The 23,581-nt window shown below is 35.0% G+C and carries 19 protein-coding genes; 4 read left to right on the top strand and 15 right to left on the bottom strand.

Going from position 1 to position 23,581, the window contains the following annotated elements; all coding sequences use genetic code 11:
• Positions 1-30: 30 nt before the first annotated feature.
• From AC07UM_RS10845 to AC07UM_RS10775, 15 genes are all read right to left on the bottom strand, one after another.
• Positions 31-897 (bottom strand): glycosyltransferase family 2 protein, encoded by an 867-nt coding sequence (locus tag AC07UM_RS10845; protein ID WP_494683486.1) that lies wholly within the window; start codon positions 895-897, stop codon positions 31-33.
• Positions 898-1,061: 164 nt separating this feature from the next.
• The gene (locus tag AC07UM_RS10840) at positions 1,062-1,730 is read right to left on the bottom strand and encodes an NAD-dependent epimerase/dehydratase family protein (RefSeq protein WP_494683487.1); all 669 of its coding nucleotides are present in this window, start codon (positions 1,728-1,730) and stop codon (positions 1,062-1,064) included.
• A 66-nt stretch (positions 1,731-1,796) separates the two neighbouring features.
• Entirely contained in the window at positions 1,797-2,642 is an 846-nt protein-coding gene (locus tag AC07UM_RS10835; protein ID WP_494683488.1) for a glycosyltransferase family 2 protein, read from the bottom strand.
• A complete protein-coding gene (locus AC07UM_RS10830; protein WP_494683489.1) occupies positions 2,635-3,759 on the bottom strand; it encodes a glycosyltransferase WbsX family protein in 1,125 nt (374 codons plus the stop codon). The genes AC07UM_RS10835 and AC07UM_RS10830 overlap by 8 nt, the downstream gene beginning before the upstream one ends.
• Before the next feature lie 19 nt (positions 3,760-3,778).
• Complete coding sequence (locus AC07UM_RS10825) at positions 3,779-4,699, bottom strand: glycosyltransferase (protein WP_494683490.1); 921 nt, start codon at positions 4,697-4,699, stop codon at positions 3,779-3,781.
• A gap of 47 nt (positions 4,700-4,746) precedes the next feature.
• A complete protein-coding gene (locus AC07UM_RS10820) occupies positions 4,747-5,847 on the bottom strand; it encodes a DegT/DnrJ/EryC1/StrS family aminotransferase (protein ID WP_494683491.1) in 1,101 nt (366 codons plus the stop codon).
• Between the two features lie 1,543 nt (positions 5,848-7,390).
• A complete protein-coding gene (locus AC07UM_RS10815; protein ID WP_494683492.1) occupies positions 7,391-8,347 on the bottom strand; it encodes a glycosyltransferase in 957 nt (318 codons plus the stop codon).
• 22 nt (positions 8,348-8,369) lie between these two features.
• A complete protein-coding gene (locus tag AC07UM_RS10810) occupies positions 8,370-8,921 on the bottom strand; it encodes an acyltransferase (RefSeq protein WP_494683493.1) in 552 nt (183 codons plus the stop codon).
• Positions 8,911-9,333 (bottom strand): sugar 3,4-ketoisomerase, encoded by a 423-nt coding sequence (locus tag AC07UM_RS10805; protein WP_494683494.1) that lies wholly within the window; start codon positions 9,331-9,333, stop codon positions 8,911-8,913. Before AC07UM_RS10805 ends, AC07UM_RS10810 begins: the two co-directional genes overlap by 11 nt.
• Positions 9,323-9,724, bottom strand: a complete 402-nt coding sequence (locus tag AC07UM_RS10800) for a sugar 3,4-ketoisomerase (RefSeq protein WP_494683495.1) — start codon at positions 9,722-9,724, stop codon at positions 9,323-9,325. Before AC07UM_RS10800 ends, AC07UM_RS10805 begins: the two co-directional genes overlap by 11 nt.
• Entirely contained in the window at positions 9,721-10,980 is a 1,260-nt protein-coding gene (locus AC07UM_RS10795; protein ID WP_494683496.1) for an ABC transporter ATP-binding protein, read from the bottom strand. Before AC07UM_RS10795 ends, AC07UM_RS10800 begins: the two co-directional genes overlap by 4 nt.
• 33 nt (positions 10,981-11,013) lie before the next feature.
• Entirely contained in the window at positions 11,014-11,862 is an 849-nt protein-coding gene (locus AC07UM_RS10790; RefSeq protein WP_494683497.1) for an ABC transporter permease, read from the bottom strand.
• A 174-nt stretch (positions 11,863-12,036) separates the two neighbouring features.
• Positions 12,037-12,900, bottom strand: coding sequence for a glucose-1-phosphate thymidylyltransferase RfbA (gene rfbA / locus AC07UM_RS10785; protein WP_494683498.1), 864 nt, complete (start codon positions 12,898-12,900; stop codon positions 12,037-12,039).
• A 93-nt stretch (positions 12,901-12,993) separates the two neighbouring features.
• Positions 12,994-14,073, bottom strand: coding sequence for a dTDP-glucose 4,6-dehydratase (rfbB, locus tag AC07UM_RS10780; protein ID WP_152289245.1), 1,080 nt, complete (start codon positions 14,071-14,073; stop codon positions 12,994-12,996).
• Between the two features lie 4 nt (positions 14,074-14,077).
• Positions 14,078-15,391: a UDP-glucose dehydrogenase family protein gene (locus tag AC07UM_RS10775; protein ID WP_494683499.1), complete on the bottom strand. Its 1,314-nt coding sequence runs from the start codon at positions 15,389-15,391 to the stop codon at positions 14,078-14,080.
• A gap of 215 nt (positions 15,392-15,606) precedes the next feature.
• Here AC07UM_RS10775 and rimP point away from each other — a divergent pair, with 215 nt between their 5' ends.
• The 4 genes from rimP to AC07UM_RS10755 all read left to right on the top strand — a co-directional run bounded on the left by rimP (position 15,607) and on the right by AC07UM_RS10755 (position 23,568).
• Positions 15,607-16,074, top strand: a complete 468-nt coding sequence (gene rimP / locus AC07UM_RS10770) for a ribosome assembly cofactor RimP (protein WP_494683500.1) — start codon at positions 15,607-15,609, stop codon at positions 16,072-16,074.
• Between the two features lie 15 nt (positions 16,075-16,089).
• Positions 16,090-17,325, top strand: coding sequence for a transcription termination factor NusA (nusA, locus tag AC07UM_RS10765; protein ID WP_103231872.1), 1,236 nt, complete (start codon positions 16,090-16,092; stop codon positions 17,323-17,325).
• A 76-nt stretch (positions 17,326-17,401) separates the two neighbouring features.
• A complete protein-coding gene (infB, locus tag AC07UM_RS10760) occupies positions 17,402-20,371 on the top strand; it encodes a translation initiation factor IF-2 (protein ID WP_494683501.1) in 2,970 nt (989 codons plus the stop codon).
• Between the two features lie 305 nt (positions 20,372-20,676).
• Positions 20,677-23,568, top strand: a complete 2,892-nt coding sequence (locus AC07UM_RS10755; RefSeq protein ID WP_494683502.1) for a SusC/RagA family TonB-linked outer membrane protein — start codon at positions 20,677-20,679, stop codon at positions 23,566-23,568.
• The last annotated feature ends 13 nt before the right edge of the window (positions 23,569-23,581 follow it).

The raw sequence follows: 23,581 nt of genomic DNA, 5'->3' as shown, positions 1-23,581 counted from the left end.
AGAGTTGTCCGGAATATATTAATCCTAAGTTTAGCCATCTACTTTCTTTCGGAAAAGCTTGTAGTACAATTTTTTGAAAGAAAGATATTTGGCGACAACAGCCAGGGGAATCATTTTTTGAAATTCACGTCTTTGCTGTACAAGCTGGGTGGTGCGAATTTCTATGATATGGTAAGCCAGTTTGTCATGAACCTCTTCACCATACAGTTTCTTTAATGTGGGTAAGATTTTCAGACGCTGCTTCATGATTTTTAGCGGATCTGCAGACATATTATCATTGACGTCTTTTCGGTAATGAGCAAGAGGTTCATTGATCAAAAGCGCATCAGGATGATCTTTGGTAATATAAATCCACATCACCCAATCTTCACAGCTTGTGAGAGTCGTATCAAAAAGAAAACCTTCCAAAAGTTTCTTATGGATCAAAGCACAGTGTATAGGAATGGAAAATTTAAGATCCCAGTCATATACAATACCATCAAAGGTCAGGAAACTCTGCTCAACATCTTTATAGCCCGGAAGATGGGTTTGGTTTCTGTAGATCGTGTATTGACTTACAATCAAAGGATATTCTTTATCCCCGGAAAAGCTTTTGGAAAACTTCTCGCGGTGTATAAGGTCATCAGAATCTAAAAACTGGATATAATCTCCGGTAACGATTTCCAGGGCTGCATTTCTTGCAGAAGATAATCCACCATTTTCTTTATAAAGGTATTGGAAACGGTTGTCTTTTTTTACCCATTTATCGGCTACTTCATCAGTATTATCAGGTGATCCGTCATTGACAATGATGCATTCCCAATTTTCATAGGTCTGGTCCAGTATAGACTGCAGACATTCATCTAAAAACTGAGCCTGTTTATAGCAGGGAACAATTACGGATATTTTGGGATTCATTTTCATTTTTGTTCAATAGGTTTAATGTGTTTTTTATACTTCAGTTGATCATAAATTGATAGTCCATATGCTAGGCTGATGATCGCTGAAGTTTTCTGGCCGAAGGTACAACATTATTTTTTCGGGTACAGAACGGGGTATATCATATTTTGCTGCATCATCACTTACAAATAGGATGTATAAAGCTTTTTTAAATATTCATCAGGTGACAAACCAGCGAAAAAATCTTCTGTAAGGCTGTTGAATTCTATATTATAGAAAGAACCTTCATCTACACTTTCATAATCTGCATTTTTGGCAAGATGATCTTCCAGTTGCGTTAAAATCTCAGGTAACGAATATTGGTAGGGATAGGCGAGATTAACAATCTCATTGTTGAAATTTTTCATGTATTTTCCAACAAATGAGGCGATGTCATCCGTTCCAATCAGAATCCTTCTTGCATTACTGTGGATTGTCAGTTTACTTTTAGATAAAATTGAATTTTTGAGAAAATTGATCAGTGTATTGGGATTTCCTCCCCGGCCTACAGCATTTCCTACCCTGAAAATAATATACCTCGAGCAGTGCTCAGCAATTACGTTTTCAATAGCAAGTTTATGCATCACATAAGGACTGTCGGTTTTACTGGGATCGTAAATACTGCATGTGGAAAAATAGATCATCTTTTTATCTGGATACTGGCTGATCACCAATTTCATGAGAGATATTTCTCTTTCAAATTCAGCTGGATTTTTTTCCAACGAATTGGAAACTCCTGATGCGAAAAAAATAACATCTTCTTTATCATAAAGTCTTACGGCGTTTGCCAGAATTCCATTACCAATAATCATATGTTTCTTGTCTACTTAAGATGTTAGTTGTATATCTTTTAAATCTTTCAAGGGGATCAATAGATTTTAGAGTTTTTTAAAGATTTTAAATAGCCCAATTTTATTTCCCAGTTTTGCCCATCTTGAATTTTTTACATGGTTCAATTGATTGAGCACCTGATCATATTTGTTTTTTGGAACATAACTTTGAAGAAATAGATCTTCAACGCTGATGTTTCTTCTTTCTGCCATTTTTATCAGTGCTACCCAGTGCCAGAACAATGATTTTTCAAAATTTTTGGTCGTAGAGATACCACTGTCATGAATTCGATATAAATATAAATCTTCATCGATATATTTAACAGGGGCTATTTCGCACATTTTCATGTACCAGTCTTTGTCTTCAGCAATTTTCAAAAAAGGATCAATGCCAGATGTCTTTTCGTATATCTTCTTTTTAAAGGTTACAAAATGTGAAATTTCTGCATTGAAATTATAATAGGACTGATCCAGCTCTGTAATTTGTTTTGCTTTGTGAACAGACTGCGGATTGAGGTACTGATCACAAAGGACAAAGTTTGAATACACCAAACCTACTTCAGGATATTTAGAATGTGCCCTTAAAACAAATTCCAAAGCATGAGGCGTTAACCCATCATCAGGGTCTAAAAAACCACATATTTCTGCTTCAGCAAGCTCTATTAATCTTCTTTTTGTATATCCGATTCCTCTGTTTTGATCATTCTGATTGATTGTAAACCGGGAGTCATCACCTATGATTTTTTTTATGACTTCAAGAGAATCATCAGTAGAGCCATCATCAACAATTACCGCTTCCCAGTCTGTTTCAGTCTGAGCAACTAAGCTTTGGTAGCATTTTCCAAAAAAATGACCATTATTATAGTTGGCGATAAGTACACTGAATTTACTCATTTCGACTGTGTTTATTCAAGATTTTTTTTAATGCATTCAAATACCCGAAACCATGTTTTCTATCTGGTTCCAGTATATTTCCTTCCGCCCATTCATTCCAGGATTTTATAATTAAAAACTGTTCCGGATACTCCTTTTTATCTTGAAGATATTCTACAGCTTTTTCTATTTGCTGCTCGAACAGTTCCGGAGAATTGTTAGCCAGAATAATTCCTCTGTAGCCGCTTCTTGGAGTATTGTCCCAATTGGGCAGGATACATGGATAGGTAGGAATATTGCTTTCTTCAAACTTTAAGTCGTTTACGACTGCCTTGGCATCCTGAATTCTAACTTTAGGCTGTTCTTTTTTCTTAATTCCAATTAATCCTTTTATTCTGTTTTTATAATATTGAGAATGAGAGATGTATTCCTTCTTATCAATATGAGGTATCCAGGCTTTCTGAAATGCATTGGAGATCTTACTGTCATATCCCATAGATTTAAAATCGAGATCATCACGGAGTTTATTGGATGCCATGATGTATAGATCATCAAATCCGTTTTTCCTGGCGAGCTCTCTGAATTTTGTAATATAGTGGGGATCCCCTTCATTTAAATGATTGGAATCATAGATAATGAAAAGAGGCTTGTTGTCTATTTTGATATACCTCTCATCTTTGAAGAAAGGCAGAAGATATTCGAAATGAGCAGTTAAGTCCTGCTCATTAGGGTAAACCTGTTTTGCCAGAATTTTTTCCGATAACCCATGCCATATTCCAGACCAGGTTTCGTTGGCCCAGCAGAAGCAAAAAGGAAAATCTGGTTTTCCTGATTGTAATACATCATTTGCCACGCGTTCCAGCAATTGTTTGCCATTGCCAAACCAGTAGTGATAATAGATAAATCCATGTACCCCATAGTCTTTTGCCATCTGAGCCTGCTGTTCTCTTACTTCAGGAACACGCAGGTCATAATACCCCAGATCTCCAGGATATATAGGCTGTTCGTGTCCTTCAAACAGGGGTTGGGCTTTTCCTACATTCGTCCATTCTGTAAATCCTTTTCCCCACCATTCGTCATTTTCGGGGACAGGGTGGTATTGAGGGAGATAAAATGCAAGGGGCTTTATTTTTTTCATAATTGATTTAAGAATAGTTTTACCAACTTTTATAATAAACTTTTTGAAGATAATGTAATGTGTTAAAAGTGAACTTTCCTACATTCTTCAGAATTAATTTTTCTGTAAGTGTTTTATTATTAAGCTCTCTAAGGTATTTTTTGTGACTTTCAGTCAATTTATTTTCTTTATAAGCCTCATGAATAAGTTTTAGGATTTTCTTTTTCATTTCAGGCTGATCTTTGTGTTTTAGATAAATGTCAAAGAAGGACACGTCTAAAAAATTTTTCTTTTTATGAACATTTGTTGCGTGCATTCTATAGCTGCAGGATTTGTAGTCATCATAGATGAAATCATATTTTTGACTTAATCTCAACCACATATCATAATCTTCAAAAGTTAAAGTTTCATCCCAGCCTCCAATCTCTTTTATCAAAGAAGACTTAGTGACACATGACATTGCAGGAATAAAATTATCATTAAGTAATGTTTTGTAAAAGTTTCCCGATTCAATATTCAGATATCTGTGGAAATAAGGAATAAAAGTATTTTGGAAACGTACTGAATTATCACCTATTAAGTGGGCATTGGAAAATACCAATGCTTCGTGAGGAGACGAATTTTCAAGAATAGCCACATGCTTTTCTATTTTATCAGCCTCCATAAGATCATCAAGGGCTATAGTGATAATATATTTACCTTTTGATATATTCAGTAATTCATTCAATGACTTACAGATCCCTATATTCTGCGAATGAGGAATAAATTGGATATTCAGCTCAGGATTGTCTTTGATCCAATGATTGATAACTTCTACAGAATTGTCTTTAGAAAAATCGTCACAAATCAATATTTCGATATTACTATAGTTCTGAGATTTGAAACTTTCCAGAGATTCTACTATAAACCGTTCTTGGTTGTAGCTCAGGCATAAAATCGAAACCAGAGGCAATTCTGTCATGATATTTTACTTTATTGAATTTAAGCTTTTTTAAAGAGTTAAAAACTTTAAAATCCGTTTACAATTTCTATTACTTTTTCAATTTCTTCCTCTGTCATTACAGGGGAGATAGGTAAACTTAATACTTCTTCATGGATTTTTTCACTGATCGGGAAAGACAACTTATTCCATTCTTTATAAGCTTGCTGCTTATGAGGTGGGATAGGATAATGTATCAGTGTCTGAATACCATTTTCAGTTAAATACTTTTGAAGTTCATCACGGTTTTCTGTTCTGATGACAAATAAGTGCCAAACGTGCTCATTTTCATCCGCCGGGTTTGTCGGAAGAATTATTTTTGGATTTGATATTTTTGCGATATATTTTTTCGCAATATTTTTTCTTGTTGTATTTTCTTCATCAATATATTTTAGCTTGACGTCCAGAACTGCTGCCTGAATTTCATCTAATCTTGAGTTGAGACCCTGGTAAATATTGACATATTTCTGATCAGATCCATAATTGGCCAATGCTCTGATTACTTTTGCTAAATTATCATCATTGGTTGTAACAGCTCCAGCATCTCCTAAAGCTCCTAGGTTTTTCCCAGGATAGAAACTAAAGCCGGCTGAATCCCCTATGCTGCCTGTTTTTTTTCCGTTCCATTCTGCACCGATAGCCTGAGCATTATCTTCAATGATTTTTAACTGATGTTTTTCTGCTAAATTTTTAAGCTCATCAGAGAAAAGAGTTCGTCCGTATAGATGAACAATCAGAATCCCTTTTGTTTTTGCCGTAATATTTTCTTCAATTTTTGAGATGTCAACATTATAATTATTGATATCTGGCTCTACGAGAACAGGAACTAAACCGTTATCTGAAATTGCAAGAATGGAAGCAATATAGGTGTTGGATGGCACAAGAATTTCATCCCCACGATCCATAATTCCCATTTCAATATATGCACGAAGAATGAGACGTAACGCATCTAATCCGTTAGCTACACCAATAGCGTGTTTGGCTCCTATATATTGAGAAAGGTTATTTTCAAAAGCGGAAAGTTCCTGCCCCATAAGATACCATCCAGAAAGGAAAACCTGCGAAAGTTTTGTTTCAATTTCTTCCTGATGTTTTAAATTGATTTTTTGAAGATCTAAGAATTTTATCATTTGTTAATTGTTATTAAGTATTATAATTTCAGATGTTATACTTCATTATTTGAATGGTTCTTTTTCAGTATATAAGATACTACTACAAAAACAAGGATAAAAATAACGCCATATATAATCGAGTTATTGGTTGATAGCCATGGTCCTTGAAACTGAAAATATCTTTGAGCAGGAAAGTTAGAGAATTTTTTTTCTAATAACGCTTTAGTTAAAAATCCTTCGGACACATTAATTGTATACCAGAATCTAGACCAAATCAATTGAAATGTAAAAATACCAATTAATTGATATTTGCTAAAATGGATTTTCTTGATCGAATCTAAAAATATAAATATAACAAAAGGGAAAAATTGTAAAAACTGTCTTGTCTCGGTGCCTAAAATGAAAAATACTGAAAATAGTGTTATGATAACTTTAAGAAAAGGATCTGAGTTTTTTATGGCATGGAAAAAAAATGTCTTTCGAAAATATAATATAAAAACAACAAATAATCCATAATAAATAAAATGTGTAATAAGAAATTTCATAGGAAATGAAAAAGCCTGAAACATTAAGTTAAATAAAAATCCGCTTGATGAAAGGACATTGGAGCCTTTAAAATTGACACTGAAAAATTTGCTTGCAAAAGTGAATAGTACTAAAATAACCATTGAAAAAATAGCCAATGGAGATGTGATTCCCTTGAGATTTATGTGGAAATTATTAAATAGTTTTAAAATATACCGAATGGTAAAAAATATAAAGCAATTTAATAATACAAAAGTTATCGGAATTAAAAATAAGTAGGACTGTACAGAATAATCCTTCGTAGATGTGCTCACAAACAGGGTATAGTTTGAATATATATAATATACCTCAAATAAAATACACAACAAAAACACTGAATATAAATATTTATTTAAATTTTTTTCAATATTAATCCCCTTGTCACTAAAAGAAATAAGGCTTGAAACAATAACCGAAATTACTATTAAAGAAGTTGTTGGAAAAACAAACATGGAGATCAATAGTATAATTGAAAACATTATCTTGTTTTTGGCTATATGATAATAGTATAAAGCTATCCCGGAAGTAAAACCAAATAAATCCATCAGGATAGGATAATAGTTTGAAAATTTAAGGACAAAAAAATTGACAAAAAGAAAACAAAAACCAACAATAGTAATGTTTTTGTTATAATTTTTTATCCTTACAATTTTAAAATAATAGTATAGTGAAATGAAAATACTAATCCAATTCAAGATGATGAAAATAATTTCAATATTATTCAGACTAAAAACAATCCCAAACAACCGATGTATAAAATGTGCTATTCCAGGAACAAATAATCTAGAAATATAATATGGATTAAAGCTTTGTTGAAAGAAACTTTTTGAGAAATTTCTAACGATCTCTATATAATATTTTTCATCAAAAATATCTGCATATGTAAATGGTAATCTGTCATTTGAAAGAAGAGAATATTGTAAGCATAATAAAAACACAAATATTATGTAATATATAGGCTGTATTTTTTTTAATATATTAAGCATAATAGATCTTTTTACTGTTTATCAGTATCGTTTTTTTGTTTAATGATGTAACCAGGACGATCTTTAACTTCTTCAAAAATTCGCCAAATATATTCTGCTATGATCCCAAGAGAGAAAAGAATCAGACCCCCAAAAAAAGATATAAATAATATTATACTGGTCCATCCTTTAGGTTGTATGTCATTAAAAAACGGGCTGCCAAAAAACTTAATGTAAATATAGAAGATAATCAGCAGAAACGATATTAAAGACACCCAAAGACCAAGATTAAATATAAATTTTATAGGAAAAGATGAGGATGAAAAGAAAGTGTCTTTTGCTAATGTTAATTTCTTTTTTAAAGTCCATCGGGATTTCTGATTAATACCCAATGGTCTTTTATACCCATAGTGATACGGGGTAAAACCTAACCTTAAAATTTCTGCAACAGATGATGTATTTCTAGGATGTATTTTTTCGTTAAGAATATTGATTATCTCCCTGTCAATAAAAAATAGATCAGCTCCACCTTTGGGAAATTTCACTTCCGTAAGGCTGTTCATTATTTTATAATAAGCTTCTGAAAAAATACTGCTTTTCCAGCTATCATCACGAGTAATTCTATGTGGGATAATGATTTTTTCTCCTTGAAGCCAGATATTATACATTTCTACAATTGTATCGTATGGCTGCTGTTCGTCATCTACAATAGGTAATGCGCATGCTCCCTCCGCCAAAGATAGTCCTGCAAAAATAGAATAATGACTTGTATAATTCCTGCTAAGTTGGTAAGCTCTGACATTTGACTCCTTTTTTTCTAGCTCTAATGCTACTTTATAAGAATTATCTAAAGATCCATCATCTACAATGATAAATTCAAATGGAATATTATTTTTATCTAATAGCTTTTTAACATTTTCATAAACTTTGACAATGCGCTCTTCGCTATAATAAGAAAGAAGAATTAAAGATAATTTTTTCAGCATCATGCGGGAATTTTTTTAGCAAAGATTATGACCGTTTTATTAATTGTGAGTTTTCAAAAAAATATTCATTGCCTGATTCATCTTTCATTTCAAGATCTAGAATTAGTCCAGTTCTGGTTATATAACCTTTCTGTTTTGCAGGATTACCATACCATACTGTATGAGCAGGGACATTTTTTGTAATTACACTTCCAGCTCCTACGAATGCGTTTTCTCCAATTGTATTTCCTGCTATAATAGTAGAGTTTGCTCCAATAGAAGCACCTTCTTTTATTAAAGTTTTGCTAAATTCTAAAGGATATTGTTTAGAACGTGGAACAAGATCATTGGTAAATGTAACGTTTGGACCTATAAATACATTATTCTCAATAGTTACTCCATCCCAGATTTGTACTCCTGGTTTAACAGTAACGTTGTCGCCAATTTTCACGTCATTTTCAATGAAGACGTTACAGTTAATATTACAGTTCTTACCAATTTTTGCATTCTTTAATATAACACAAAATTGCCAAATCATAGTATTTTCACCTATGTTTTCGGTTTGAACATCAGACAAGGGATGAATATTATTTTTCATTTTGTATTTTTAAAAATGTGTGATAATCTCTTATATAGTCATTTTCATTATACGTATGAGATGCCAGTACCAAACAAATGGCTCCCGAAGAAAAATTAACCTCCGAAGCCCAGATTCCAGGTGGAATATGCAGACCTATATTGGGACGGTTCAAAAAAACCTGTCTTTTGAATTTTCCATCATCTAATGAGACCTCAAAACTACCGCTTGCTGCAATCAGAAACTGATGACATTCTTTATGGGAATGCGCCCCTCTGCTTTCTCCTCCTTCAATATCGTATAAATAGAAAACTCTTTTTACACTAAAGGGAAATGATGAATTGTTTTCAACTACGGTGATATTTCCTTCATCAAAACTGATTTTACCTAAATCAATAACATTACAATCAAATACAGAAATACTATTTTTCATTAGTCAATGTTTTAAATTCTTTAAAGTCTCTTATATAATCATCTTCATTGTATGGTTTATCAGAAACAATCAATGCTAATGAATTAGTTGAAAAATTTTCTAGTCGGCGCCAGAACATTTTAGGGATATATAATCCATAATAGGATCTGTTTAAGGAGAATCTCTGTTCTTCTTTCCCATTATGTATTACCACATCAAAACTTCCGGAAAGAGCAATTATAAATTCCTGCTGCACCTTAAAAGCGTGGCTTCCTCTTACTTCACCTCCGGGCACATCATATATCCAATAGGTTCTTTCTATTTCAAAAGGTAATTGATTAGGATGTTCGAAAAAGGATAAATTTCCTCTCTTATCATATATTTTAGGGAGTTCTATTATTTTAGGGATCATGGCGTTTGTAATTTGTATTCAAAAAATGGTCTGGTTATTCCAGGATAAATGTGCATCATTGTTCCAACTTTTACATTTTCTACTTCAAATCCGATAAAGTTATCAATTCCATACAAAAGAATTTGTTGATCTTTTCCAAAGTAAAGTCTAAAATAGTAATTTCCTGCATTTAAAAAACCTGCAGGTATATCAAATTCTACAGTATATTCTCCTGTCTTTGAATCATTATTTTCCGAAACAAGTTTTCCAACGTGAAAAATTACTAATTCATCATAGTTTTTCAGCTCAAATGTTGTATCAAGGTTAATGTTTGGGCAGTAATTATGAAAAACAAGTTTTACATGCACTCCGGAATCAATATCTAATAGATCTCCTTTAATAGGAGACACTGAAAACTCTTTTATTCTGATATTTTCATTACCTACAGCTTCATCCAAATTGCCGTTGTAGTGATAAGAACTTTCTCTCGCACTACTTTTTTGGTATTCTATGATGGTGCTGAGAATATCTCCCTGGTAATCAATTTGCCCCTGATTTAAAAGAATTCCTTTTGTACACAATTCTTTAACGGCAGTCATGTTATGACTTACAAAAAGGATGGTTCGGCCTTCTCCTCTTGTCACATCATTCATTTTACCAAGACATTTTTTCTGAAACTCTGCATCTCCCACTGCCAGTACTTCATCTACAATAAGGATTTCAGATTCTAAGTGAGCTGCTACGGCAAACGCAAGGCGGACATACATTCCTGAAGAGTATCTTTTTACGGGAGTATCTATATACCTTTCAACCCCTGAAAAATCTACGATTTCATCAAACTTTCTCTTGATCTCGTTTCTTGTCATTCCTAAGATTGCTCCATTAAGAAAAACATTTTCCCGCCCTGTCATTTCAGGGTGGAATCCCGTTCCTACTTCCAATAGAGAGGCAATTCTTCCGTTGGTATAAATCTGTCCTGTTGTAGGTTTTGTAACTTTACTCAATACCTTTAACAGTGTTGATTTTCCGGCACCATTTCTTCCGATAATTCCCACAGCATCTCCCTTTTCGATTTCAAAATCGATATCACGGAGAGACCATACATATTCAGAATCTCCCTTGGTAGTTCTGTCATTGGCTTCTCCAATTTTCAGATAAGGATCTTCCTTTCCTCTTATTTTATACCAGAACCTGTTGAGATCATGAGACAGTGTTCCTGTACCAACTTGTCCCAGACGGTATTGTTTAGATATGTTTTCTGCTTTTAAAGCCAGCATGTTTTTTAATTTAAATTTTTAAAAGAAAAATAATTACACCGTATCCATAAAAGTTTTTTCAACTTTATTGAATACAACAATTCCTATCATTAAAAGGATAAAAATAATACCAGTACTGATTCCAAGCATGGCAGGGGAGAAGTCTCCCACACCGATCCATGCATATTTGAAACACTCAAAAATACCTGTCAACGGATTGTAATAAGCTAATTTTTTAAAGAATCCAGGTAATGAAGATACCGGATAAATTACTGGTGTAGCATACATATATAGACTGACCCCAAAACCTAGAAGCATACTCAGATCTTTATATTTTGTGGTAAGTGAAGAAAATATCATTCCAACGCCTAATGCAAAAAGTGCCATCAGGAATATAAGAAACGGGGTTGCAAGAATCCAGATATTAGGATGTGCCTCTCCTTTGTAGTAATAATAAGCCCATACAGCAATGAATAAAACAAACTGTACTCCAAACCTCATAAGGTTAGAGATAACGATGGATAATGGAGTAACCAGCCTTGGGAAATAAACTTTTCCGAAAATTCCGGCATTTCCAGTAAAAGTGGAGGAGGTTGCCATTAAAGAGGAAGAGAAATAATTCCAAAGAGTAACACCAGCCAGATAAAAAAGAAGAGGTGGGGCTCCATCCGTAGGGAGTTTGGCAATTCTTCCAAAAATAACCAGATATACGATGGTTGTTAGAATGGGATTGATAAAAAACCATATAGGTCCTAAAATAGTCTGCTTAAAACTGGATACAAAATCTCTTTTTACAAACATATAAACAAGATCTTTGTATCTCCAGACTTCTTTTAGCTTCAAGTCAAATAACGAATGATCTGCATCAATCGTTTCAGTCCACTTCTGTTGTGGTTCATTCATTTGTGTAAGTTTTTGCAAATTTATAATAATTAATTCTTACCGTATCTCTTAGTTTATGAATTTTCATTGTCAATAAAACTAAAAATCAACAACTAATATATTGATATTTGGTGGTATGAACAAAAACTATTGGCCATAAAGCCAATAGTCTATGATTTTTATAAATTGTATTTGTTATTTACCAATAAGTTGTTTCAGGTATTCACCGTAACCACTTTTACCATATTTAGCAGCAGTTTCAAGAAGCTTTTCTTCGTTAATGAATTTGTTTCTGAATGCAATTTCTTCAATACAGCCAATTTTAAATCCTTGTCTTTTTTCGATAACACTTACAAATTCTGAAGCATCATGAAGAGAGTCGAAAGTTCCTGTATCCAGCCAGGCAGTACCCCTGTCAAGAACAGCGACTTCCAACTTTCCTTTCCTGAGATACACATTGTTGATATCGGTAATTTCCAGCTCACCTCTTGCGGAAGGTTTGATGTTTTTAGCGATGTCCACTACGCTGTTATCATAAAAATAAAGGCCTGGTACGGCATAGTTTGATTTCGGTTTTTCAGGTTTTTCTTCAATAGAGACAGCTTTCAGATCTTTGTCAAACTCTACAACACCATATCTTTCAGGGTCTGCAACGTGATAGGCAAAAACAACTCCTCCATCAGGATTGGTTTTATTTTTCAGTAAAGTTCCCATTTCGGAACCGTAGAAAATATTATCACCCAATACCAGTGCTGCAGAATCATTACCGATAAACTGATCACCTAAAATAAAAGCCTGTGCTAATCCATCAGGACTTGGTTGTACAACGTATTCTATATTACAGCCAATTTGTGAGCCATCGCCCAAAAGTTTGATGAAGCCAGCTTGATCATGTGGCGTGGTAATAATCAGAATATCCTTGATTCCTGCCAAAAGAAGCGTGGAAAGCGGATAATAGATCATGGGTTTATCATAAACAGGCATTAGCTGTTTACTTACGGCTATAGTTAGAGGGTAAAGTCTTGTTCCGGAACCTCCGGCTAATATTATTCCTTTCATGTGTTGGTGAGTATTACGCAAATTTCTTTTGTGTTACTAAGTTGATTTTCTTTTGCTATTTTACGGATTGTTTTTTCCTCAATAGCTGGATGTTTAGCTGTATTGTTTGCTATAGTAATCCTGATAATTTCCAGAAGTCACATTCTCTAGCCATTCTTTATTTTCAAGATACCAGTCTATGGTTTTTCCTAAACCTTCTTCAAAAGTTACTGACGGTTTCCAGCCCAGATCTTTATTTAATTTTGTTGCATCAATGGCATAACGCTTGTCATGACCGGGTCTGTCTTTTACAAAAGTGATCAGTTTTTCAGAATAACCTTCGGGCTTTTCCAGTTTAGCATCCATTTGTTTGATCAGTTCTTTGACAAGATCAATATTCTGCCACTCGTTGAAGCCTCCGATATTGTAAGTTTCTCCGGTTTTTGCATCCTTAAAAATCTGATGAATCGCCTTCGCGTGATCAATGACAAATAACCAGTCTCTGGTGTATTTTCCGTCTCCATAAATAGGAAGAGGCCTTTCATTGATAATATTGGAAATACAAAGAGGAATCAGCTTTTCAGGAAAATGATTGGGACCGTAATTGTTGGAACAGTTCGATACGATGAACGGCATTCCGTATGTATTTCCGTAAGCTCTTACCAAATGGTCAGAAGCTGCTTTTGAAGCAGAATACGGAGATTGAGGGTCATATGATGTTGTCTCTAAAAAGAATCCTGTTTCTCCCAGACTTCCATATACTTCATCTGTAGAAATATGATAGAAAAGGTTTGTTCTTTTTTCATCAGGGAATCTGCCATGAGTATGTTCAGGATTTAATGTCCAGAATTCCTTACAAAGATTCAAAAGATTAGCGGTTCCGTTCACATTGGTGTTGATAAACGCCATAGGATCAGTAATACTTCTATCTACATGACTTTCTGCGGCTAAATGCACTACAGCATCCGGATTGTATTTTTCAAAAACTTTTCTAAGTTCTTCAGGTTGGGTAATGTCTGCCTTCTCGAAAACATAATTGGGCTCATTTTCGATGTCCTTTAAGTTTTCCAGATTTCCGGCATAAGTAAGGGCGTCAAGATTGATAATTGTAATATCCGGATTGTTTTTTACAAATTCTCTTACAACATGGGAGCCGATAAATCCAGCACCTCCTGTAATGATAATATTTTTCATTTATTTATTTTGAGATGGTCTTTCTTCCTATACTTTTATAATGGAATCCGTTTTGTTCCGGGATTTCCAATGGATACATATTTCTGCCGTCAAAAATAACTTTGTTTTTCATCTTTTTTGCCATAAGCTCAAAGTTTGGGTTTTTGAATTCCGGCCATTCTGTAGCAATAAATAGTGCGTCCACATCTTCCAGTGCATCATACATTCCTTTGGCATACTGTATTTTGTCACCCATAAGTTTCTGCACATTATTTTCTGCAACAGCATCATATGCTACAATTTTTGCACCTTTTTCCAGTAAAAGAGCGATGTTGTCCAAAGATGAAGCTTCTCTGATATCATCAGTATTCGCTTTGAAAGCAAGCCCCCACATCGCAATTTTCTTTCCTTTAATATCACCGTCGAAATATTTTTCAATTTCTGAAACTAAAATTACTTTCTGGGTAGTATTGACATTTTCTGTGGCTTCAAGAATCTGAAAGTTGAAATCTTCCTGCTTTCCGGATGTTATAAGAGCTTTTACGTCTTTTGGAAAACAGCTTCCTCCGTATCCGATTCCCGGGAATAGGAATCTGTGGCCTATTCTGTCATCACTACCCATTCCGAGTCTTACCTTATCTACATCTGCACCTACTTTTTCACAGTAGTTGGCAATTTCGTTCATAAAGGTAATTTTTACCGCTAAAAACGAGTTCGCTGCATACTTTGTAAGCTCCGATGATTTCTCATCCATAAAGATGATTGGAATTCCGGTATTGGTAAAAGGCTGGTATATTTTAGACATGATGTCTTTTGATCTTTCCGAGCTGGCACCCACGACTACTCTTGAGGGATTCATAGAGTCTTCAACGGCAAAACCTTCTCTTAAGAATTCAGGATTTGAAACTACGTCAAAAGGGAGGTTTGTTTTGGAAGAGATGGCTTCTCTTACCCTATCTGCAGTTCCTACGGGAACGGTGCTTTTATTGACAATGACTTTATATTCAGTCATCAGCTCACCAATATTATTGGCAACCTGAAGTACATAAGATAAATCTGCAGAACCATCTTCACCAGGAGGAGTAGGCAGTGCCAGATAGATCACTTCGCTTTTGTCTAAGGCTTCTTTAAGGTTCGTAGTGAAAAATAATCTTTCAGATTGAATGTTTCTCAAAAACATTTCTTCAAGGTTCGGCTCATAGATGGGAACAATGCCGTTTTTTAGACCTTCTACTTTTTTTTCATCAATATCAACACAGTATACTGAATTGCCAAGTTCTGCGAGGGTAGTGCCTGTAACTAACCCTACATAACCTGTTCCTACAATCGTTATATTCAAAATGTTTGTTTTAAAATTCTAAAGACAAAAGTAATAAAAATCCGGTAACATATTCCTTTAATTTATTGTAAATGGATCTGACGCTATTTGCTTGATACTTAAGATAATTTTGCATTTTTAGAAAAAAAGCGTATATTTGCATTGGATTTACGGAAAAAATGGGAAGGCTTCGCAAGAAAGCCTTTTTTCGTACTGTAAACCAAGATAAAAAATATATGGAGTTTAGACAAAGAATTGAAGAATTGTTAAATGAATTCCTTGAGACCAGAAAAGATATGTTTCTTATTGATCTTAAATTTTCTGCAGGGGATGATATTACAGTAATTTTAGATGGTGATAACGGAGTTTCTCTGCAGGATTGTCTTGATGCAAGCCGTGCGATAGAATTTAATATGGATCGTGAAGAGCATGACTTTAGCCTTCAGGTGATGTCAGCCGGATTGAGCGAGCCATTATCCACACCCAGACAGTTCGGTAAAAATATCGGGAGAGAGATTGAGGTGATGTTGGAGGATTCTTCCAAGATTGAAGGAGAATTGTCAAAAGTAGACGATGAGAAGATTACACTTATTCTACGTTACCGTAAACCGAAAGAGATCGGGAAAGGGAAAGTAGATGTGGAAGAGGAGAAAGAGATTGCTTACTCTGAGATCAAAAAAGCATTAGTAATAATTAAATTTTAAAAGAAAAAAGAATAGATGGATAATATAGCGTTGATTGAATCCTTTGGTGATTTTAAAGACGAAAAGGGGATCAGTAAGATTGATCTTATGGCAATTATTGAAGATTCACTGAAAACTCTTTTGAGAAAAAGATTTGATTCAGATGATCATTTTGATGTGATTGTAAACCCGGATAAAGGAGATTTTCAGATATTTTTAAATAAAACAATTGTAGAGGACGAAATGTCTGAAGATGATGATTTGGAAATTGAAATTTCTGAAGCAAAGAAGATTGACCCTACTTTCGAAGTAGGTGAGGACTTTACAATGGAAATTCCTGTTGCGCAATTGGGAAGAAGAAATATTCTTACCCTTAAGCAGATTCTGGCTACAAAATTACAGGAGCACAATAATGCAATGCTGTACGAGCAGTTTAGAGATAAAATTGGAGAAATAGTTGTAGGAGAAATCCACCACATCCGTCATAAGCACGTGATTTTGTTGGATGATGAAGGAAATGAATTTATTTTACCAAAAGAAAACCAGATCCAATCCGATTTCTTTAAAAAGGGTGAGAATATCAGAGCTATTGTCGAGACAGTAGATTTTAAAGGTTCTAAACCACAGATTATTATTTCCAGAACTGCACCTAAATTCCTTGAGAAGTTATTGGAGCTGGAAATTCCTGAGATCCAGGATGGAACAATCATGCTGAAAAAGGTAGTGAGAATTCCTGGTGAAAAGGCGAAGATTGCAGTAGATGCTTATGATGATAGAATTGATCCTGTAGGAGCTTGTGTTGGGGTAAAAGGATCCAGAATTCATGGAGTTGTAAGAGAATTGAGAAATGAAAACATCGATGTTATTCAGTGGTCTAAAAACCCTGAAATTTTGGTGAAGAGAGCTTTAGGAAATGTTACCATCAATAAAATTGACATTAACGAGGAACAAAACTATGCATTAGTATATACTCCTGTTGAAGAGATTTCTAAAGTAATTGGAAAACAAGGACAGAATATCAGACTGGCTTCTTGGTTGTCAGGATATGAGATTGATGTATACAGAGAATCCAGCGAGGATGATGACGTTGAATTGAGAGAATTTAACGATGATATCGAGCAGTGGATTTTGGATGAGTTTAAGAAAGTAGGACTTACAACTGCAAAATCAGTATTGGATAAAGAAACTGAAAGTCTTCTTAATATGGTTGACCTTGAAGAAGAAACAATCGAAGACGTTAAGCGTATTCTGAGAGAAGAATTTGAAGATTAAAATTTTAAATAAATTTTAATAAACAGTAAAAAGGAAATACTTTAATTTTAAAAATTAAAAACAGTAAATAATATAGATGCCAAAAATTAGATTAAATAAAGCGGTTAAGGAATTCAATATTTCGATGTCCAGATTAGTAGAATTTTTACAATCAAGGGGGTTCGTGGTTGAAGGCAATCCTAACGCTCAATTGGAAGAATCGGCATATTCTGCATTGGAAGCTGAGTTTGCTAAGGATGGCGAACAACGAAAGGCTTCCCATGAGGTGGTGATCACTAAAGTTCCGGAAGAAAAACTGGAAATTGAAGAAAAGAAAACCCCTGAAGTGATAAGAGCTAAAGCAAATAAACCAGAAACTAGAATTTTAGGTAAAATAGATTTAGAACCTAAGAAGCCTGAAGTTGAAGAAGCTCCTGCAGCTCCTGTAACTCCTGTTGCGGCACCGGTTGAAGAAAAGAAAGACGAAATCGTGAAAGAAGAACAACCGGAAGTAAAAGCAGTTCCTGAAAAACAGGAATTCAAGGTTTTGGATAAAATTGATTTGTCTCAAATAGAATCTAGAAACAGACCTGTAAAAAAAGACAAGCCAAAAATGGAGGAGAAAAAAGAAGACGTTAAACCTGTGGAACCAATAAAAGAAACTCCAAAACCAGCTGTTGTAGTGGAGAAGAAAGTGGAAGCTCCAAAAGTAGAAGCTGAACCTGAATCTCAGGAACCGCAAAAAATTGAGACAGTATATCAAAAACTTGACGGTCCTAAGATCGTTGGAGAAAAGATCGACTTAACTCAGTTTGCGCCAAAACCAGGTGCTGGAGCAAAAAAGAAAAGAAAGAGAATTGAAAAACCTGGCGGCCAGAATAACCAACAAGGTCAAGGGAATAATCAAAACTCAGGAAACAACAATAATAATAACCAAGGTGGACAAGGCCAAGGAAACCGACCTCAGGGTCAAGGTGGACAAGGTGGAAACCGCCAGGGTCAAGGAGGGCAAGGAAACAGACCTCCAGGTCAAGGTGGACAAGGTGGTGGAAACCGTTTTGGAAACAACAATAACCAAAACCGCCCAGGTGGTCAAGGTGGAGGATTCAAAAAAGGACCTCAGAACAACAGACCTGGACAAAGAGTTATGCCCGTTGAACTGACTGACGAACAAGTTAAGAATCAGATCAAGGAAACATTAGAAAAACTGACTAATAAGGGAGGTAAATCTAAATCTGCAAAACACAGAAAAGACAAAAGAACTTATCGTAGAGAGCAGGATGAGCGTCAGCAAGAGCTTGAGGCACAAGACAGAACTCTAAAAGTTACAGAATTTATTACTGTAGGTGAATTAGCGAGCTTAATGAACGTTTCGCCAACAGAAGTAATTTCTGCATGTTTCTCACTTGGGGTAATGGTTACCATGAACCAAAGATTAGAAGCAGATACCTTATTATTGGTAGCAGACGAATTTGGTTATAAAATTGAATTCTCAGATGCTGATCTTGAAGAAAATGACAGCGAAGATATTATTGATTCTGAAGAAGATCTTGTATCAAGAGCTCCGATCGTAACAGTAATGGGTCACGTTGACCACGGTAAAACTTCATTGCTTGACTACATAAGAAAAACAAATGTAATTGCAGGTGAATCTGGAGGAATTACACAGCATATTGGTGCTTACAATGTGAAACTTGAAAACGGACAAAGAATTACATTCTTAGATACACCGGGTCACGAGGCGTTTACAGCGATGAGAGCCAGAGGTGCTCAAATTACGGATATTGCAATTATTGTGATTGCTGCCGATGATGATGTAATGCCTCAAACGAGAGAAGCAATTTCTCACGCACAGGCAGCTGGTGTACCAATGATTATTGCATTAAACAAAGTAGATAGACCAAGTGCAAACCCTGATAATATCCGTCAGCAACTTTCAGGGATGAATATCCTTGTAGAAGAATGGGGAGGAAATGTTCAGGCGCAGGAAATTTCTGCAAAATTTGGTAACAATATGGATGTTCTATTGGAGAAAGTATTACTTCAGGCAGAAATGCTTGATTTAAAAGCTAATCCAGATAGAAATGCTCAGGGAGTTGTTATTGAAGCTTCACTAGATAAAGGTAGAGGATATGTTGCCACAATGTTGGTACAGACTGGTACTTTAAAAGTGGGAGACTATGTGGTTGCAGGTAAAAACCATGGTAAGGTGAAAGCTATGCTTGATGAAAGAGGGAGAAACCTTACAGAAGCAGGCCCATCTATTCCAGTAACTATTTTAGGGCTGGATGGAGCTCCTACAGCAGGTGATAAGTTTAAAGTATATGAAGATGAAAGTGAGGCTAAAACTATCGCTAATAAGAGAGAACAGCTTCAGAGAGAACTTTCCATCAGAACTAAAAAGCATACTACACTTGAAGAATTAGGTAGAAGAATCGCTTTAGGTGATTTCAAAGAACTGAACATTATCCTGAAAGGAGACGTAGATGGTTCAGTGGAAGCATTATCAGATCAGTTACAGAGATTGTCTACTGCTGAGATTAACGTTAATATCCTTCACAAAGGAGTAGGACAGATTACTGAATCTGACGTTAACTTAGCTGCAGCTTCAGATGCAATTATTATTGGATTTAATGTAAGAGCTGGTGCCAATGCTAAAGACCTTGCAGATAGAGAGGAAATTGAGATCAGAAACTATTCTGTAATCTATGCCGCTATCGAAGAAGTGAAGGAAGCTATGGAAGGTATGCTTTCCCCTGAGATTAAAGAACAGGTAATCGGTAATGTTGAGATCAGAGAAGTATTTAAAATTTCTAAGGTTGGAACAATTGCAGGATGTATGGTTCTTTCAGGTAAAGTAGCCAGAAGTTCAAAAGTAAGAGTTCTGAGAGATGGTATTGTTAAATTTGACGGTGAATTGGAAAGCTTGAAGCGTTTCAAGGATGATGTTAAAGAAGTAACAAAAGGCTACGAATGTGGTCTGAACCTAAAAGGCTATAATGATATAGAAATCGGAGATATTCTTGAAGTTTACGAAGAAGTAGCAGTCAAGAAGAAACTGAAATAAATATATCCTAAATATGTGAAAACCACTTTTTTATAAAGTGGTTTTTTTATTTTTTGCAACCTAATAATTTATAATGATTCTAAATAATATTTTTTACATTATTAATAATTTGTTAAAGCGAATCCAGATGGCGAAAAAATTATTTTTTATTGAATAAAAGCCGTTCATCATTAATGAATCTTATTTATTTTGCGTAATTTTTAAATGAAACATTAAAAAAAACAGTAGATTAAACAATAGTTTAATTTGTGGATGTTAATATTTATTAACATATTTGCCCATTAAATATATTAAAATTTGTTAATATGAATGTTAAATTACGTGTACTGAGTGCTGGGGCGCTGTTTTTCTTTGGAGGAATGGTAATTGCGCAGCAGCAGACAACAACTAAGAAAAAAGACACGGTAAAAAAAGAAACATCAATTGATGAAGTAGTTTTGCTAGGTTACTCAAAAAGTATCACAAAACCTAAGTCAACTGTTGCTTCTAATACTGTTGGGGAGGTATTCTTCGAGAACAGACCAAATGTCAATATGTTAACTTCTTTACAAGGGTCAGCTCCAGGGGTGATCATGAACGGTGGTTCTGGTAGCCCGGGTTCTGCTAAGTTTAGCTTATTGATTCGTGGTACGAGTTCTATTAATGGTAATACAGATGCCTTAATTGTTATCGATGATATTCCATCGAATGCTTCAGAATATAGAAACTTGAACCCTAATGATATCGAGTCAACGACTATTTTGAAGGATGCTGCAGCAACTGCCGTATATGGTAACCGTGGTGCTAACGGGGTTGTAGTTATCAGAACAAAAAGAGGTAAATATAACAGTGGGTTTAAACTTTCCTATACAGGAATGACGGGTATGTCACTAAGACCGCTTGATAAATATAATCTTGCCAATACGGAACAGTATATGGGGATTATGAAATTATACGGTTTATCTGATACTAACTCAGAATATATTAAGGCTAAAGAGGCTTTGGCTCAGGGAATAAATACAGATTGGAAAAAACAATTTTTCAAGCCGGAGATGTTCCAGTCTCACGATGTTGCTCTTTCTACAGGTGGAGCGAATGTATCTTCTTATAACTCATTTGGTTATATGGAGCAGGGTGGAGCTGTACCAACTACGGATTTTAAGAGATTTACTGTTAGGTCAAACATTCAGGCTAAGTCTAAAGATAATAAGCTAAATGTTAATTCACAGCTTGCTCTTGCATTCTCAAGAAGAAACGAATTATTAGAAGAAACTACTTCGGGCATTAGTAACAACTCGGTACAGAACCCGCTTCTTGGAGTTCTTATGGGACTACCATATTTGTCTCCGACTAAATATGCAAACGGACAGCAGTTATTTAATTCCATCGGAACCAATTTTAATAATGGTAATAATATCTATGTATTGCAAAACCTTCTGACAAGAGGAAATCTTCCAAATATGGTAGACCAAGTATCTATTGGTGCAAACTTAGGTGCAACTTATGCCATTACCAAAAACTTTACCATCGGTAATAAACTAGGTATTGATTACAGACAAAGTGACAGAATATCCGGTAGAGCTCCTTGGGCATACTTGGCATACGCAACACAAGGAACCGCTAAATATACAGGTAACGAAGATCAGACTACAACAAGAGATTTAACGATCAACAACGTAGTGTCTTTATTATATAGTGGAAAATTAGGTGAGCATTCTGTTGACGCATCCGTGAACATGGAATATAACAAGGTAAACTATAGATCAACAACAAGAAGACAAAACGGATTAGACCCAAGAACGTATGTACCAGGTTCAGGGACAGGATATGTGCCGTTTGATAACACAGCAACATCTCCTTATATTCCTTCAGTGAGCGCTTCGAGAATTACAGCGGGAACGTTGGCTGTTTTTGGAACTGTTAACTATGACTATGCTGGAAGATTTGGTTTCAGTGGTACATTAAGAAGAGATGCTTCTTACCGATTTGTCGGAGAAAACAGATGGGCAACATACTGGTCAGTAGCAGGTAGATGGAATATTGATAAAGAGAGCTTCATGGAAGGATCTACATTCAATACCCTAAAACTTAGAGCTTCTTATGGAACAAATGGTAACCAGAATATTGTTGCAGCGAACCCTGGTGCTAACCCTTTATTGACAGCTAGCCAGGTTATAAGAGATTTGTATACTTCTCCTACAGGATATGGTAACGCTCTTGGATTTGGTTTTGCTTACGGAAATCCATTTGTGCAGTGGGAAGATGTTGCTCAGGCAAACATTGGATTAGATTTCACTTTACTTAATAATAAATTAGAAGGTACTCTTGATGTGTATCAGAAGAAAACAACTAATCTATTCAGTACAATTCCAACTTCTGCTTCTTCAGGTTCTTATACTATTAATGGTAACAACGGAGCAATGACTAACAAAGGTATTGAACTTGGATTACGTTATAATGTTATAAAAACCAACGATCTTACATTCAGTATATTTGCTAATGGTGCTTATAACAATAATAAAGTTAATGAGTATCAGATTTTTGGAGATCCGGAACCAGGGTCAGCTGTTACCATGGCTGGTCATAGTCTGAATGAATGGTATGTTTATAAATATGCCGGAGTTAATAAGAGTAATGGTAACCTGTTATTCTATTCTAAAGACGGAGGAGTTACAGAAGCTCCAAAAGTGGAAGATGCGCAATTCATGAACGTAAGTCCTATTCCTAAGTATGCAGGAAGTTTTGGTTTTGAAACGAACTATAAAGGATTCTTCTTTGACGGATTATTTACATTCCAGCAAGGGGTTAAGAAATTCGACAATGCACTTTACTGGTTAGCTAATCCTGAAGGACTAGGATCTAGTGCTGTTGGTTCTTCAAATATGTCAACAGATTTATTAAACGCATGGACTCCTCAGAATTCAAATTCTGACACTCCAAGCTTAAGAGCGACCAACTGGGGATATACAGCAGATTCTGACTATTTCCTTAAAGATGCTTCTTTCTTAAAAGTAAGATCCGTAACAATTGGGTATCAGCTTAGAAAAGAGCAATTGCAAAACCTGCCGATTACAGGGCTTAGAATATATGTACAGGGGGAAAACCTTTATACGTGGACAAAATGGAGAGGTTTCGATCCTGAACCAATTACAGGAACTAATTTAAGTGTATATCCTAACCCGAGAATGTATACAGTAGGAGTGAAAATTGATTTCTAAAAAATTATTAAAA

The organism is Chryseobacterium sp. GW821-FHT04C04, from assembly GCF_059420365.1.
Note: the sequence above shows the minus strand (reverse complement) of the source record. Positions and strands in the feature narration are given on the sequence as shown.

What these genes read in the sequence shown, in the direction of transcription:
- AC07UM_RS10845 (WP_494683486.1), bottom strand. Translation starts at nt 897, where the DNA reads ATGAATCCCAAAATATCCGTAATTGTTCCCTGCTATAAACAGGCTCAG.
- AC07UM_RS10840 (WP_494683487.1), bottom strand. Translation starts at nt 1,730, where the DNA reads ATGATTATTGGTAATGGAATTCTGGCAAACGCCGTAAGACTTTATGAT.
- AC07UM_RS10835 (WP_494683488.1), bottom strand. Translation starts at nt 2,642, where the DNA reads ATGAGTAAATTCAGTGTACTTATCGCCAACTATAATAATGGTCATTTT.
- AC07UM_RS10830 (WP_494683489.1), bottom strand. Translation starts at nt 3,759, where the DNA reads ATGAAAAAAATAAAGCCCCTTGCATTTTATCTCCCTCAATACCACCCT.
- AC07UM_RS10825 (WP_494683490.1), bottom strand. Translation starts at nt 4,699, where the DNA reads ATGACAGAATTGCCTCTGGTTTCGATTTTATGCCTGAGCTACAACCAA.
- AC07UM_RS10820 (WP_494683491.1), bottom strand. Translation starts at nt 5,847, where the DNA reads ATGATAAAATTCTTAGATCTTCAAAAAATCAATTTAAAACATCAGGAA.
- AC07UM_RS10815 (WP_494683492.1), bottom strand. Translation starts at nt 8,347, where the DNA reads ATGATGCTGAAAAAATTATCTTTAATTCTTCTTTCTTATTATAGCGAA.
- AC07UM_RS10810 (WP_494683493.1), bottom strand. Translation starts at nt 8,921, where the DNA reads ATGAAAAATAATATTCATCCCTTGTCTGATGTTCAAACCGAAAACATA.
- AC07UM_RS10805 (WP_494683494.1), bottom strand. Translation starts at nt 9,333, where the DNA reads ATGAAAAATAGTATTTCTGTATTTGATTGTAATGTTATTGATTTAGGT.
- AC07UM_RS10800 (WP_494683495.1), bottom strand. Translation starts at nt 9,724, where the DNA reads ATGATCCCTAAAATAATAGAACTCCCTAAAATATATGATAAGAGAGGA.
- AC07UM_RS10795 (WP_494683496.1), bottom strand. Translation starts at nt 10,980, where the DNA reads ATGCTGGCTTTAAAAGCAGAAAACATATCTAAACAATACCGTCTGGGA.
- AC07UM_RS10790 (WP_494683497.1), bottom strand. Translation starts at nt 11,862, where the DNA reads ATGAATGAACCACAACAGAAGTGGACTGAAACGATTGATGCAGATCAT.
- rfbA (WP_494683498.1), bottom strand. Translation starts at nt 12,900, where the DNA reads ATGAAAGGAATAATATTAGCCGGAGGTTCCGGAACAAGACTTTACCCT.
- rfbB (WP_152289245.1), bottom strand. Translation starts at nt 14,073, where the DNA reads ATGAAAAATATTATCATTACAGGAGGTGCTGGATTTATCGGCTCCCAT.
- rimP (WP_494683500.1), top strand. Translation starts at nt 15,607, where the DNA reads ATGGAGTTTAGACAAAGAATTGAAGAATTGTTAAATGAATTCCTTGAG.
- nusA (WP_103231872.1), top strand. Translation starts at nt 16,090, where the DNA reads ATGGATAATATAGCGTTGATTGAATCCTTTGGTGATTTTAAAGACGAA.
- infB (WP_494683501.1), top strand. Translation starts at nt 17,402, where the DNA reads ATGCCAAAAATTAGATTAAATAAAGCGGTTAAGGAATTCAATATTTCG.
- AC07UM_RS10755 (WP_494683502.1), top strand. Translation starts at nt 20,677, where the DNA reads ATGAATGTTAAATTACGTGTACTGAGTGCTGGGGCGCTGTTTTTCTTT.